General features: G+C 44.0%; 10 protein-coding genes. All 10 read left to right on the top strand.

Going from position 1 to position 14,816, the window contains the following annotated elements; translation table 11 throughout:
• The first annotated feature begins 12 nt into the window (after positions 1 to 12).
• The 10 genes from ACQRBN_RS00050 (at position 13) to ACQRBN_RS00005 (ending at position 14,743) form a co-directional block, all read left to right on the top strand.
• Entirely contained in the window at positions 13 to 1,209 is a 1,197-nt protein-coding gene (locus tag ACQRBN_RS00050) for an ABC transporter substrate-binding protein (protein WP_427736876.1), read from the top strand.
• Positions 1,210 to 1,565: 356 nt separating this feature from the next.
• Positions 1,566 to 2,486, top strand: a complete 921-nt coding sequence (locus ACQRBN_RS00045) for a 3-isopropylmalate dehydrogenase (protein ID WP_427736874.1) — start codon at positions 1,566 to 1,568, stop codon at positions 2,484 to 2,486.
• Positions 2,487 to 3,083: 597 nt separating this feature from the next.
• Positions 3,084 to 4,418, top strand: a complete 1,335-nt coding sequence (gene aspS / locus ACQRBN_RS00040) for an aspartate--tRNA(Asn) ligase (protein ID WP_427736873.1) — start codon at positions 3,084 to 3,086, stop codon at positions 4,416 to 4,418.
• Positions 4,419 to 4,460: 42 nt separating this feature from the next.
• On the top strand, positions 4,461 to 5,537 hold the full coding sequence (locus tag ACQRBN_RS00035) for a hypothetical protein (protein WP_427736872.1): 1,077 nt from the start codon (positions 4,461 to 4,463) through the stop codon (positions 5,535 to 5,537).
• Between the two features lie 11 nt (positions 5,538 to 5,548).
• Entirely contained in the window at positions 5,549 to 5,842 is a 294-nt protein-coding gene (gene gatC, locus ACQRBN_RS00030; RefSeq protein WP_427736871.1) for an Asp-tRNA(Asn)/Glu-tRNA(Gln) amidotransferase subunit GatC, read from the top strand.
• Between the two features lie 16 nt (positions 5,843 to 5,858).
• Positions 5,859 to 7,328 (top strand): Asp-tRNA(Asn)/Glu-tRNA(Gln) amidotransferase subunit GatA, encoded by a 1,470-nt coding sequence (gene gatA / locus ACQRBN_RS00025; protein WP_427736870.1) that lies wholly within the window; start codon positions 5,859 to 5,861, stop codon positions 7,326 to 7,328.
• 2 nt (positions 7,329 to 7,330) lie between these two features.
• Positions 7,331 to 8,770, top strand: coding sequence for an Asp-tRNA(Asn)/Glu-tRNA(Gln) amidotransferase subunit GatB (gene gatB, locus ACQRBN_RS00020; RefSeq protein WP_427736869.1), 1,440 nt, complete (start codon positions 7,331 to 7,333; stop codon positions 8,768 to 8,770).
• 83 nt (positions 8,771 to 8,853) lie between these two features.
• Positions 8,854 to 10,266 (top strand): amidophosphoribosyltransferase, encoded by a 1,413-nt coding sequence (locus ACQRBN_RS00015; RefSeq protein WP_427736868.1) that lies wholly within the window; start codon positions 8,854 to 8,856, stop codon positions 10,264 to 10,266.
• A 298-nt stretch (positions 10,267 to 10,564) separates the two neighbouring features.
• A complete protein-coding gene (locus ACQRBN_RS00010) occupies positions 10,565 to 11,269 on the top strand; it encodes an ABC transporter ATP-binding protein (protein WP_427736867.1) in 705 nt (234 codons plus the stop codon).
• Between the two features lie 24 nt (positions 11,270 to 11,293).
• The gene (locus ACQRBN_RS00005; RefSeq protein WP_427736866.1) at positions 11,294 to 14,743 is read left to right on the top strand and encodes an FtsX-like permease family protein; all 3,450 of its coding nucleotides are present in this window, start codon (positions 11,294 to 11,296) and stop codon (positions 14,741 to 14,743) included.
• The last annotated feature ends 73 nt before the right edge of the window (positions 14,744 to 14,816 follow it).

Genomic DNA, 14,816 nt, shown 5'->3' with positions numbered 1-14,816 from the left:
AGGAAAGTATTTATGAAGTCAATGAAAATCAAAAGGCTTATGGCTGCAATGCTGGTTGGGGTAATGGCATTGTCAATGGCAGCATGCGGTCAGAAAGAAGAAGAACCAAAGGAAGAGACAAAGACTGAAGATTCAGCATCAGCAGATGTTGAGCGTCCGGAGGCTGTATCAGAGGAAGACTGGGAGGCTATGCAGAAAGAGCCTGTATTCGGTACAGAACTTAACTACTTGTTTAACGGTGGTGCTTGTGTATCTGCAAAATATATGGCAGAAGTACAGGGCTACTATGAAGAGTATGGTATCAATGCTACATACATGGAAGGCGAGTCTGTTGTAAATACAGTTGGTACCGGTCAGTGTCTGTGGGGAACAGACCACATTGCAACGATGCTTGTTCCTGTAACGAATGGAGTAGATATGACATTCGTATGTGGTTCTCATATCGGATGTAAATCCATCTATGTTCCGGCTGACAGCGACATCAAGACAGTAGAAGACTTGGTTGGAAAGACGATTGCAATTCATGATGGTATCGGTAACTCAGATCAGAATATCTGCTATCGTATGTTAGACAAGTATGGCGTTGATCCTACTTCAGAAGTAGAGTTCCTTGATATCAACGACAGTGCTGCAACTGTAGCTTCTATGGAGAGTGGAGAAGTTGATGCTTCTATTTTCTCTGATTACTTTGTACTGGCTAACTATCGCGATGATATGCGTATGATCTGTTCTATCACATACAGCGATGAGTTCCAGGATGAGGCTTGCTGTGTAACTGCAATGAATAATGACTTTATCAAGAACAATCCGGTTCATGCAAAATATGTTGTTAAGGCTATCAAGCGTGCAGGTGAGTTCAACCGTCTGAATTCAGAGGAAGCAGTTCAGGCAATGTATGACAACGATAAGATGACCGGTGAAAAAGAAGACCAGTTAGTATTCTGGGATTCACTTCACTTCGGACTGTCTGATGCTTTCACAGAGAGAGCGCTTCGTGAGATCGCAGAAGATTATCTGCGCCTTGGAATCATCACAGATACAGATCTTACTGCTGATGATATTATGGAACTGGCATGGACACCTGTTTGCCCGGATGAAGAGATTGAAGGACTTACAGTTGGTGATCCTGTAGAGCCTGAGAATGCTGTTGTTCCTGTAAAACAGAAAGAGAATCCGGCTGTTGCTGAAGGTTTTGGACTTTCTGAATAATAGAGGAAGATAGAATATTTGTCCTGTGTTAATATGGGAGTGCGATTCGGATGAATTGCACTCCTATTTGTATATGAAGAGGTTTTGCCATACAGATGTATTATTGTTGTTTATATACTTATACACTTTTGAGGATGTTTTTGTAATTAGGCAATTGTGTCTTCTGTGGGAATGTGCTATATTATTGTCACAAATCTATTAATCTAAGAAAATCAAGAAATTCAATTTTTCTATCTGACAATCGTCAGGATTATCCGATTTGTAATTTGGTAAGAGAAAGGTAGGAGATGCCTTTGGCTGAGTTTGGCTTGAGACCTTGAAAGTGGCTTGACAATTGAATATAATGGGGGTAACAGATGGCAGAGAAACTATTGCAGTGGCATCCGGGATTTCATGCTGCCATTCGGATCGAATTACAGGAGGAGGCGGAGACTTTGGAGTTCTATTCAGAGCATGAGCTGAGTAAAAAGCCTTTGCGAATCGATACGCTGGTCGTGAAGAAACTGGATGATAAGCCAATACAGAAGAATATCGGGAAGATATTCCGGGGGCATAATCTGATCGAATATAAGAATCCTGGGGATTCTCTCAATATCAATGATTTTTATCGTGCATATGGATATGCATGTATCTATCAGTCAGATACGCAGAAAGTAAGAGAAATCAGAATGGATGATATTACGATCACATTTATATGCAGCCATTACCCAAGAGAAATATTGAAGATACTAAAAGAAGAACGCGGAATCGAGGTAGAAAAGAAAGAGGATGGAATATACTGGCTTAAGAATGACCCGGTCCCAATGCAGATTATACTGAATCACAGACTTTCGAGAAAGGAGAATCCATGGCTTGGAAGTCTGCGGGCAGATCTGCAGGTGGATGAGGATACAGATCAATTACTGAGAGATTATAGCCGGAATAAAGAGTCGAATCTGTATCAGGCGGCGATGGACCTGATCATACGTGCGAATTGGAAAACGATGGAAGAGGTGAGATTTGTGTGTGACGCATTGAGAGAATTATATGCAGATGAGTTAGAGGCAGAACGAATTAAGGGAGAGGAAAGAGGAGAAGCAAGAGGAATCGAATTAGGGGAAGCAAGAGGAATCGAATTAGGGGAAGCAAGAGGAATCGAATTAGGAGCAGCGAAAGAAGGAAAGCGACTGACTGCTTTGATTCAGCGGCTTCTTGGAGAGAATCTGTTGGATGATTTGAAAAGAGTGAGTGAAGACCGTGCATATTGTGAGCAGATGTACCGAAAATATGGTCTTTGATACTAAGATGTTTACGTTGTAGGATTGCTGAGACGTTTAGACGTAAAATTTTATTCCCGCGAGTAACGAGCCAAGCGGACATGCTTGCATTGGGGTTTTTGACTTTTGGGGGATTTGGATTCAAAAATTTCTGCCCGAAAACCCTTGCAATTCCTAAAATAGTATGCTAACATATATTACAAATTTTGAAAGCAAAGCGATGAAAGAGACTCTGTTCTTTGGAACTTGACAGGAATGAGGCGTCACCGACTGAGAGCGCCGCTTAAGGAATAAGAACAATAGGGAACACTCTGGAGCAGACCGGTTGAAAAGGATTGTAACCAAGACAATGAAAGTAGGTCGGTACGTCGGCACTCGTTACGTGCGTAAGTTGGGGCTCAAGGGCGAGTTCAATGCGGGTGGTACCGCGGAATTATATGATTATGTAATATCTCCGTCCCGGAATACGTTATGTATTCCGGGACTTTTTTATTACAAGATTCCGAGAAACTTCGTTCCCTACGCTGCAAAGACTTTTGGGGAATACACACTCGCATGAAGATGAATACTTACAAGTAAAAGAATGTATTTCTCACTGGGGGAAAGAAGGAGGATCATATGGAATATTTAACAGGTGTAAAACAAAAAGAGACAATGGAAATCAGCCAATTATTGGAAGAGGCGAAACCAGGACAGAAAGTGAAGGTCAATGGGGCAGTTCACACAATCCGTGACATGGGAACGGTGGCATTCGTAATCTTAAGAAAGAGAGAAGGGCTTCTTCAGGGTGTCTATGAGGAAGGAATTGCAAAATTTGACTTGAAAGATATCGAAGAAGCAGCGACAATAGAAGTAGAAGGCGTGTTAGAAGAGAATGAGAAAGCACCGAACGGAATCGAGATTCGTATGGAGACACTCCGCATCTTAAGCGAGCCGGAAGATGAGATGATGCCATTAGCGATTTCCAAATGGAGATTAAACACATCACTAGAGGCAAAGTTGAACTATCGCTCAATTGCTCTTCGGAATGTAAGAGAGCGTGCGAAGTTCAGAATCCAGGAGGGGCTGACCAGGGCATTCCGTGATTTCCTGTATAGCCAGGGATTCACAGAGATCCATACACCGAAGATCGGAGCCAAAGGTGCAGAAGGCGGAGCGAATATCTTCAAACTGGATTATTTCCACAGACCGGCAGTACTGGCACAGAGCCCACAGTTCTATAAGCAGATGATGGTAGGCGTATTCGACAGAGTATTCGAGACTGCTCCGGTATTCCGTGCTGAGAAGCATAACACCAAGCGCCATCTGAATGAATATACGAGCCTTGACTTCGAGATGGGATATATTGATGGGTTCGAAGATATCATGGGAATGGAAACAGGTTATCTTCAGTATGCGATGGAACTGCTTGGGAAAGAATATGCTAAGGAACTGCAGATACTTGGCGTTGAATTGCCAAAAGTCGACCAGATTCCGGCAGTACATTTCCGTGATATTAAGGAAAAAGTATCAGAAAAGTATGGCCATAAGATGCGTAACCCATTTGATCTGGAACCAGAGGAGGAACAGTTGATCAGCCAGTATGCGAAGGAAGAATGGGACAGTGATTTTGTATTTGTTACGCATTATCCTTCCAAGAAGCGTCCGTTCTATGCGATGGACGATCCGGAAGATACCAGATACACGCTGAGTTTTGATCTTCTGTTCCGGGGGATGGAGATTACGACAGGAGGACAGCGTATCCATGATTACAAGATGCTGACAGAAAAGATTGCAGCAAGAGGAATGTCAGAGGAAGGAATGGAGCAGTATCTTAATACATTCAAGCATGGAATGCCGCCTCATGGAGGGCTTGGAATCGGACTGGAGCGTCTGACAATGAAACTGATTGGGGAAGACAACGTAAGAGAGACAACATTGTTCCCAAGGGATTTGAGCAGACTGGAACCATAGGAGAGAAGGCTCCTGGTTTCGGCATTTAAGAGAGGTAAGACTATGTTTGGGAAAAAGTGTACGTTATGCGGGAGCAAGTTGGATGGAAGGGGAATCTGCACCGAATGCGGATTGGATAACAATAAGTCAGAGAAGAATTATCGAATCAACCAGTCTGCAGTAAGACAATCTGCTTTGGCAGGAAAGTCTGGCACGGCAAAGCGATTGGATGTGGCGAAACAAGTTACGGCACAGTCGAAGAAGTATACGCAGCCAAAAACCACATATTATAAAGCAAATCAGCAGAAGAAAGAAAAAAACGGAACATCAAAATGGGTGATAATCACTGTGGTCATTGTCGTGGTATTGATTGGAATTACGATGGTGTCTGTATTTGAAGTGATGGAGAATAATGGAGTTATTCATTCTTCTAACATCTGGCAGGATGATTCCGGTGATTCATGGTGGAACGATTCCGGTGATGCCTATGAAGAGATTGTAAACGATCCTTATGAGTATCTGACTGAAGAACTTCCAGCAAGCGGTACTTCTGTAGAATACCCATTGTCATCTGGCAAATATGTTGCCGGTGTTCATATCCCGGCAGGCAATTATGTGGCGAAAGTACAGGATGATTTTGATGTGGTACAGGTATGGGATTATACCAATGGAATCTACTTGTATGAATATGAAGGAAAAGATGTGGATAATTATCTGGATGACTTAAGGATATATCCGGGCGCAGTTGTGACAGTAAGTTCTGAGACGACGATTATGTTTGCTTCAGAGAATGCCCAGACGGATGATATAGAAGGGATGCCAAACCCATTAACAGCCTTTTATCAGATGAAAGGTGGCGAGGTTTGGACGGCAGGAGAAGATTTCGAAGCCGGAGTATATGATTTGGCAGTTACGGGAGATTATGGTCAGGTGGAAATATGCGTCATGGATGAAGAGGGATATGAGTTAGAAGAGATATACCTGTTCATGGGAACAGAAGGGTCTGACGGCACCACCTATAAGAATATGGTATTCCCGGAAGGCGCCCAGATATCCTGTGATGAAGAGATTGATGTGGAACTGACACCGAGTGAGAAGATAGAATCCATGGATTATATGAGTTTTTATAGAAGATATTAGGAGGAAATAAGATGGCAAATAAGATATCAGATGAGACAATAGAATATGTCGGAATTTTGGCGAAATTGGAATTATCCGGTGAAGAGAAGGAGAATGCCAAAGCCGACATGGAGAAGATGCTGGACTACATTGATACGCTGAATGAGCTGGATACGGAAGGGATAGAGCCTATGTCCCATGTGTTCCCTGTTCACAATGTGTTTCGCGAAGATGTAGTGGTGAATGGAGATGGCAGCAAAGACACGCTTGCCAATGCACCTCTTATGAAGGATAACAGTTTCAAAGTGCCAAAAACAATCGGATAGGAGGAGAACAGCGAAGATGGACATTACAAGTTTGACAGCAGTAGAATTAGGAAAGAAGATTAAGGCAAAAGAAATATCTGTAGTGGATGCTGTGAAGGCTTCTATTGTGCAGATTGAAAAAATGGAAAAAGACGTTCACAGTTTCGTGACGATTGACAAAGAAGGTGCGCTGAAACGTGCCGAAGAAGTGCAGAAACTGATTGATCACGGAACGTTGACCGGTCCACTGGCGGGGGTCCCGGTTGCGATTAAAGATAATATGTGTACAAAGGATATGCTGACAACCTGCAGTTCTAAGATATTGGGCAATTTTAAGCCTACATTTACCGCAGAAGCAGTCTTGAACCTTGAGAGGGCGGGAGCAGTCATCATCGGAAAGACGAATATGGATGAATTTGCCATGGGAAGTACGACTGAGACTTCTTATTATGGAGAAACGAAGAATCCATGGAATCTGAATCATGTTCCGGGCGGTTCTTCTGGTGGTTCCTGTGCGGCAGTAGCAGCAGAGGAATGCCCGTACGCACTGGGATCTGATACAGGCGGGTCTATCCGTCAGCCGAGTTCCTTCTGCGGTGTTGTTGGAATCAAGCCCACATATGGAACAGTATCCCGTTATGGATTGATTGCTTATGGTTCTTCTCTGGATCAGATTGGACCAATTGCAAAGGATGTGGCAGACTGTGCGACAATTCTTGAGGCGATTGCATCCCATGATCCGAAAGACAGCACATCGATTGCCCGTGAAAAATATGATTTTACCAGTGCTCTGGTAGAAGATGTGGAAGGCATGAAGATTGGAATCCCGAAAGATTATTTCGGAGATGGTCTTGATAAAGAAGTAAAAGAGAAGATTCTGGAGGCAGTAAAGGTTCTGGAAGAAAAAGGTGCGATTGTGGAGGAATTCGACTTAAGCCTTGTACAGTATGCGATTCCAGCCTACTATGTCATCGCATCTGCAGAAGCAAGTTCCAACCTGTCCCGTTTTGATGGAGTAAAATATGGCTATCGTACACAAGAGTATGAAGGTCTTCACAATATGTATAAGAAGACTCGTTCCGAAGGTTTCGGAGCAGAGGTGAAGCGTAGGATTATGCTTGGATCTTTTGTATTAAGTTCTGGCTATTATGATGCATATTATCTGAAAGCATTGAGAACAAAGGCGCTGATCAAGCAGGCGTTTGACAATGCATTTGCCAAATATGATGTGATTATTGCACCGGCATCCCCGACGACGGCGCCGGAACTTGGCAAGAGCCTAAGTGATCCGCTTAAGATGTATCTGGGAGATATCTATACGATATCTGTGAACCTTGCAGGCCTTCCGGGAATCAGCATTCCGGTGGGAACGGATTCTAAGGGACTTCCGGTAGGAATGCAGATCATCGGCAATTGTTTTGAGGAAAATAAGATAATCCGCGTGGCATATACATTTGAACAGACCAGGACTTATGAAAGACCAGAGTTAGTAAAGGAGGGCAGATAGTCATGGCAAAACAGTATGAGACAGTCATCGGACTTGAAGTCCATGTAGAATTAGCAACAAAGACAAAGATATTCTGCTCTTGCAGTACCGAATTCGGAGGCGCGCCGAATACCCATACCTGTCCGGTGTGTACAGGTATGCCGGGCTCTCTTCCTGTATTGAACAAGCAGGTGGTTGAATATGCGATGGCAATCGGTTTGGCAACTAACTGTGATATTACACAGGTGTGCAAGTTCGACCGTAAGAATTACTTCTATCCGGATAATCCGCAGAACTATCAGATCTCTCAGTTATATCTGCCGATTGCGAGAAACGGCTATGTAGAGATCGAAGTAGGAGACCTTAAGAAAAAAGTCCGCATTCACGAGATGCATATGGAGGAGGATGCGGGAAAACTGGTTCATGACGAGTGGGATGACACTTCCCTGGTTGATTACAACCGAAGTGGTGTTCCATTGGTAGAGATCGTATCTGAACCGGATATGCGTTCCGCCGATGAAGTAATCGCTTATCTTGAAAAACTGCGTACGATCATTCAATATCTCGGCGCATCTGATTGTAAACTTCAGGAAGGTTCTATGAGAGCCGATGTTAACTTATCGGTAAGAGAGGTTGGAACAGAGAAGTTTGGAATCAGAACAGAGATGAAGAATCTGAATTCTTTCAAAGCAATTGCGAGAGCCATTGAAGGAGAAAGAGAGCGTCAGATTGAATTGTTAGAAGAGGGAAAAGAAGTCATCCAGGAGACCAGAAGATGGGATGATAATAAGGAGTCTTCTTATGCGATGCGTTCCAAAGAAGATGCCCAGGATTATCGTTATTTTCCAGAACCGGATCTGGTGCCGATCGTGATCAGTGATGAATGGATTGCGAAGATTAAGGCACAGCAGCCGGAACTTCGTACGGAGAAACTGGAAAGGTACAAAAAAGAATTCGATATTCCGCAGTATGATGCAGAGATTATCACGAATTCTAAGCATATGGCAGATATCTTTGAAGCCACAACAGCAATCTGCAAGAAGCCGAAGAAAGTATCCAACTGGCTGATGGTTGAGACACTGCGCCTTCTGAAGGATCATGATATGGAGCCGGAAGATATTAAATTTTCACCGGAGAATCTGGCGAAATTAATAGGACTGACTGAAGCAGGAACTGTCAATAGTTCCGTTGCAAAAGAAGTATTTGAAAAAATATTTGCAGAGGATATCGACCCGGAGAAATATGTAGAAGAGCATGGACTTAAGACTGTCAATGATGAAGGTGCTCTGATTGAAGTGCTTGAAAAAGTCATTGCGGATCATCCACAGGCAGTTGCTGATTATAAGGGTGGTAAAGAAAAGGCTCTCGGCGCTTTGGTAGGGCAGACCATGAAAGCCATGAAGGGGAAGGCAAATCCGGGCATGGTTAATCAGAAATTGAAAGAGATGCTTAAGGAATGTTAGACAAGCAGGTATTCTTGTGATACAATTTTGGAGGAATAAAACAAAAAGATAATTTATTATAAAAATGAAAAGGAGATGTCATAATGGGAGGATTTTTTGGTGTAGCATCAAAAAATGATTGTGTATTGGAACTTTTTTATGGAGTAGATTATCATTCACATCTTGGAACGAGACGAGGCGGAATGGCAACATATGGAGAAGATGGTTTCAACCGTGCGATTCATAATATTGAGAATTCGCCATTTCGTACGAAATTCGACCGAGATGTCAGCGAGATGAAAGGACATCTTGGAATTGGATGTATCTCTGATTTTGAGCCACAGCCGCTGTTGATTCAGTCCCATCTGGGAAGTTTTGCGATTACAACGGTTGGTAAGGTGAATAATTATGAAAAGTTATTAAATCTGTTATATAATAATGCACATTCTCATTTTCAGGAGATGACAAATGGACAGATTAATGTAACAGAACTGGTTGCAGCGCTGATCTGTGAAAAAGATTCTATCCTGGAAGGAATCAAATATGTGCAGGAATTGATTGATGGTTCCATGACTATGCTGGTAATGACGAAAGATGGAATCTATGCGGCCAGAGACCGTTACGGAAGAACTCCGCTTGTAGTTGGCCGCAAATCAGATGCTTATTGTGTGTCTTTTGAAAGTCACGCTTATATTAATCTTGGATACACAGATTATAAAATGTTAGGTCCTGCAGAGATTGTGTACGTTACTCCGGAAGGTGTTGAAGTGTTAAGCGGACCGCAGGAAGAGATGAAGATCTGTTCTTTCTTGTGGGTATATTATGGATATCCGACTTCTGCTTATGAGGGTGTTAACGTAGAAGAGATGCGTTATAAATGTGGAAGCATGCTGGCAAAGAGAGATGGGGATTCTGTTCGTCCGGATATTGTTGCGGGTGTACCGGATTCCGGCGTTGCCCATGCGATTGGATATGCGAATGAATCAGGCATTCCATATGCCAGACCGTTTATTAAGTATACTCCGACATGGCCACGTTCTTTCATGCCGACTAATCAGAGTCAGCGTAACCTGATTGCACGTATGAAACTGATCCCGGTACATGCCTTGATTGAGAATAAGAAACTGCTTCTGATTGATGATTCTATCGTGCGTGGAACCCAGCTTCGTGAGACGACAGAATTCTTGTATCAGAGCGGAGCCAAAGAAGTACATGTCCGTCCGGCATGTCCGCCGATTATGTACGGTTGTAAGTATCTGAACTTCTCACGTTCCAAATCAGAGATGGAACTGATCGCAAGGCAGATGATTAAGAAACGTGAAGGTGATGAAGTGTCAAAAGAGGTGCTGGAGGAATATTCGAATCCATGTACTTGCAGATACGCGCAGATGATCGAGGATATCAGGAAACAGCAGAATTTTACGACGCTGCGGTATCATAGACTGGATGATCTGTTGGCATCTATTGGGATTGAGCCTTGTAAGGTTTGTACTTATTGTTTTGACGGGAAAGAGTAAAACGTTGGGAATTTCCAGTATCGGTGTTGTTGCAGCGCTGGTGGTATCCGGGCATCGGTACAGAAGAAAACGGGAGAATAGATAATTGAGTCTGATGACGGAGCGGATGGAAATGATCCATTTGTTCCGTTGTTTTGCAATATAGGAAACTGCGTTCCTATCTTACATCAACTTTCGGGAGGATGTACTATGCATGTCCTTTTTTATAATAGTTTTATAAATAAGTCATTTCTCTTCGGCTATCATACATGATATAATTGATTCGTACAATAATGGAATTAACGTTCGGAGGAAACATATGAGTGGATTTGTCTCATTAGAAGATGTAAAGAAGATATACAGAATGGGCGAAGTCGAGATTATGGCAGCGGCAGGGATTGATTTTCAGATTCATAAAGGAGAATTCGCTGTTGTCGTAGGTCCAAGCGGTGCGGGAAAGACGACGGTTCTGAATATTCTTGGCGGGATGGATACGGCTTCAGAAGGCAAGGTGCTGGTGGATGGGCAGGATATTGCGAGTTATTCCCAGAAGCAGCTTACGGCTTACCGGAGGGATGATATCGGGTTCGTGTTCCAGTTCTATAACCTGATTCCGAACCTAACAGCGTTGGAGAATGTGGAGTTGGCGCTTCAGATCTGCAAGGATCCGATGGATGCCAGAGCGGTGCTGGAAGAGGTAGGGCTTGGAGAACGGCTGGATAATTTCCCTGCGCAGTTATCCGGAGGGGAGCAGCAGAGAGTGTCGATCGCGAGAGCATTGGCGAAGAATCCGAAACTGCTTCTGTGTGATGAACCGACAGGTGCCCTGGATTATAATACGGGGAAATCAATCCTGAAACTGTTGCAGGATACCTGCCGTAATAAGGGAATGACCGTTATCCTGATTACGCATAACTCGGCGATAGCCCCGATGGCAGACCGGGTGATCAAGATTAAGAACGGCAAAGTGGCGGATATCATTGAGAATAAACATCCGGTGCCGGTTGAGACGATAGAATGGTAGAAGACATAGGAGTATTGGGAATAAATGGGAACAAAAGCGACGCGTAAAGATTTTTATATGGAGATTCGAAAGAGTCCGGGACGTTTCCTCTCGATTCTTTTTATCGTTGCGCTGGGTGTGGCGTTTTTCTCAGGGATCCGTTCGTCTGAGCCGTCAATGCGGATTACGGGTGATGCTTATCTGGATGATTCAAGCCTTATGGATATTAAGGCTGTGAGCACGATGGGAATTACAGAGGATGACATTGCAGCGATTGAAGAGGTAGAAGGTGTATGGAGGGCGGAAGGTGCCTATAGTGCGGATTTCTTAACCAACACGGACGAAGAACAGTATGCATTGCATGTCATGTCTCTCGGCGATGAGATGAATATGGCGGAGGTCACAGAAGGGCGTCTGCCTGAGAAAGTGGGAGAATGTCTGGCAGATGATAGAATGGGATATGAAGTGGGAGATAAGATTGTCTTGTTGTCAGGAACGGATGATCCCGTATCGGATACGCTGAAGACAGAGGAACTGACGGTGGTTGGAACAGGAAGCAGTGCGTGTTACATATCTTTAAACCGAGGGAGTACAACCATAGGAACCGGAAGTATTAATGGATTTCTGGTGGTGCCTGAGAATACATTCGATCTGGATGTGTATACGGAAGTCTATGTGCAGGTCGAAGGGGCTGCTGACCTTACGGCATTTACTGATGCATATGATGAGAAGATTGAGGCAGTTATAGATCGAATCGAAGGTATTACGGATGAGCGAAGCGAGGCGCGAAGACAGGATATCATTGATGAGGCGAATGAGGAACTGGAGGATGCAAGAACGGAACTGGCAGAAGGTAAGGCAGAGGCGGAAGCGGAACTTGCAGATGCCGCACAGAAGATCGCGGATGGAGAGAGCCAGATCCAGGAAGCCAGAGCTGAGATAGAAGATGGAAAGAAAAAGATCGCAGATGCAAAATCAACGCTTAATTCGAAGCAAAAAGAACTGGATAGTGCGAAATCTGAATACTATTCCGGTATGCAACAGTTAAGAAATGGAAAAGCGGCATATGAACAAGGGCTTGCAGAGTTTGAAGCCGGCAGACCGGAAGCAGAAGCGAAGATACAGGAGGGAGAAGCGGCACTTGCACAGGGGAGAGAACAATTGGATCAGGGGTGGGCATCCTATTATGAATTGCTGGATGCGATAAAATCATTGGAAGCAATTCTGGAAGGCGCAGGAAACCAGCCGAATCCAGAGCCGGTAGAACCAGAACAGCCGGGCGAACCGGATCCGGTAGCACCAGACCAGTCGAATCAGGAACAACTGGAAACAGTTCGGGCAGGACAGAATCGCACAGGAGAACAGACAGGGCAGCCAGGACAGAGTGCAGACCTTCAGGCACAGTTGGAAGTATTAAAATCACAGGCTGCAGCGGCGAAGCAGGAGTTGGATGCTGCAGAGCAGGAGTATTCAGAACAGAATGCGGCGCTGGAGGCAGCCAGGCAACAGTTTCAGAGTGCGAAGCAGCAGTTGACAGGAACGAAGGTCATGCTGGATGCGAATGAGTCCGTATTACAACAGGCGTATGAACAGATTCAGTCAGGGCAGTCCCAGATTGATTCGGGATGGAAAGAGTTGAAATCTCAGGAGACCACGCTTCTTTCGGGCGAACAGGAATTGGAGGCAAAGACACAAGAATTAGAAGATGCGAAGGCAGACTACGAAGAAGGGAAAAAGGAAGCAGAAGAAGAGATTGCGGATGGCGAGCAGAAGATTGCGGATGCAGAAGCAGAACTAGAAGATCTGGACCTCCCTAAGTGGTATGTCTATGATCGCAGTACGCTTCCTGAACTGAATGGATACGGGGAGAATGCGGACAGAATGCGTGCAATCGGACAGGTATTCCCGGTAATCTTCTTCTTGGTTGCGGCACTGATCAGTCTGACCAGCATGACTCGTATGGTAGAAGAACAGAGAATCGAGATCGGAACGATGAAAGCCCTTGGCTACAGTAAAAGAGCGATTGCCGGAAAATATCTTGGATATGCGCTTCTTGCGACGGTGGGAGGCAGTGTGATTGGCGTGCTGATCGGAGAGAAACTCCTGCCATATATTATTATCTATGCTTATGGAATTATCTATCCACATGTTACGCATATTCTGGTTCCATATAACTGGACTTACGCGGCGATTGCATCCGGAGCGGCGATTGCATGTACAACTGTGGCAACCTTTGGAGCATGCTACAGGGAATTGGGAGCGCAGCCGGCAGTTCTTATGAGACCTCCGGCACCAAAGAAAGGAAAGAGAGTATTCCTGGAGCGAATCGGAATTATCTGGAAACACCTGAATTTTTCGTGGAAGTCTACGATTCGGAATCTGATGCGGTATAAGAAGCGTTTCTTTATGACGATCTTCGGCATCGGAGGCTGTATGGCGCTGATGATAGTAGGATTTGGACTCAGGGATTCTATCTTTGAGATTGCAGATATCCAGTATAAAGAGTTGCAGATATATGATGGAAGCATTTATCTTCAGGAGGATCTGACTGAGGAGGACAAGAACGATCTTCAGGCATTCCTTGAGAAGGACAAGGATGTGGACCGTTTCATGGATGCATATATGAAGAATGTGACGCTGACCAACGGAAAGAAAGAACGGGCGACCTATGAATGTGTATTGGGGACACCGGAAGAAGCGGAACAGTATGTGCATTTCCGAGATCGAAAAACGAAAGAAACTTATGAATTATCAGATCATGGCGTGATTATCAGTGAGAAGACAGCAAAACTTCTAGATGTCAAGATTGGTGATACGATCTACATCAAAGATGAAGAGACCGGCAATAAAGAAGTGAAGATTGAGAATATCTGTGAGAACTATATGGGGCATTATATATATTTTACACCAGTGTATTATGAAGAGGTATTCGGGGAAGAGCCTGAATACAACAGTATTTTCTTCGCGGTAGATGATTCTTATTCTAAGAAAGAATTGGAAGATGTGGGCAAGGAGATTCTGGCAGAAGATGAAGTGTTAAGTGTCAGTTATATGCATGATATCGAGAAACAGTTGAATGATATGCTCAAGAGCCTGAATCTGGTTATTGTGGTATTGATTATCTCTGCCGGCATGCTGGCATTCGTTGTGCTCTATAACCTGAACAATATTAATATCACAGAGCGTCAGAGAGAACTTGCTACATTAAAGGTGCTTGGATTCTACGACCCGGAAGTAGCGGCATATGTATACAGAGAGAATATACTGCTGACTTTCATCGGCGCAGCGGTGGGCGTTGTATTCGGAAAGTTCCTCCATCTGTTTGTGATCCAGACGGTTGAGGTGGATGCAGCGATGTTCGGAAGAACGATCAATCTGCCAAGTTACATATACAGCCTGCTATTTACCCTGGCATTCTCGATGATTGTAAATGGAGTGATGTTCTTTAAACTTCGAAAGATTGATATGGTGGAATCATTAAAGAGTATTGAATAAATATCTGTGTGGAGGAATAAAACTTTAAAAAAGTTTATAAAAAATTAATGTTTTTAAGAAAATTGTTAGCACT

It is taken from the genome of Bariatricus sp. SGI.154 (assembly GCF_050313795.1).
Classification (GTDB): Bacteria; Bacillota; Clostridia; order Lachnospirales; family Lachnospiraceae; genus CAMBRQ01.
Note: the sequence above shows the minus strand (reverse complement) of the source record. Positions and strands in the feature narration are given on the sequence as shown.

Bases quoted from the DNA above. Each gene is read 5' to 3' on its own strand.
- ACQRBN_RS00050 (WP_427736876.1), top strand. From the start codon at position 13: ATGAAGTCAATGAAAATCAAAAGGCTTATGGCTGCAATGCTGGTTGGG.
- ACQRBN_RS00045 (WP_427736874.1), top strand. From the start codon at position 1,566: ATGGCAGAGAAACTATTGCAGTGGCATCCGGGATTTCATGCTGCCATT.
- aspS (WP_427736873.1), top strand. From the start codon at position 3,084: ATGGAATATTTAACAGGTGTAAAACAAAAAGAGACAATGGAAATCAGC.
- ACQRBN_RS00035 (WP_427736872.1), top strand. From the start codon at position 4,461: ATGTTTGGGAAAAAGTGTACGTTATGCGGGAGCAAGTTGGATGGAAGG.
- gatC (WP_427736871.1), top strand. From the start codon at position 5,549: ATGGCAAATAAGATATCAGATGAGACAATAGAATATGTCGGAATTTTG.
- gatA (WP_427736870.1), top strand. From the start codon at position 5,859: ATGGACATTACAAGTTTGACAGCAGTAGAATTAGGAAAGAAGATTAAG.
- gatB (WP_427736869.1), top strand. From the start codon at position 7,331: ATGGCAAAACAGTATGAGACAGTCATCGGACTTGAAGTCCATGTAGAA.
- ACQRBN_RS00015 (WP_427736868.1), top strand. From the start codon at position 8,854: ATGGGAGGATTTTTTGGTGTAGCATCAAAAAATGATTGTGTATTGGAA.
- ACQRBN_RS00010 (WP_427736867.1), top strand. From the start codon at position 10,565: ATGAGTGGATTTGTCTCATTAGAAGATGTAAAGAAGATATACAGAATG.
- ACQRBN_RS00005 (WP_427736866.1), top strand. From the start codon at position 11,294: ATGGGAACAAAAGCGACGCGTAAAGATTTTTATATGGAGATTCGAAAG.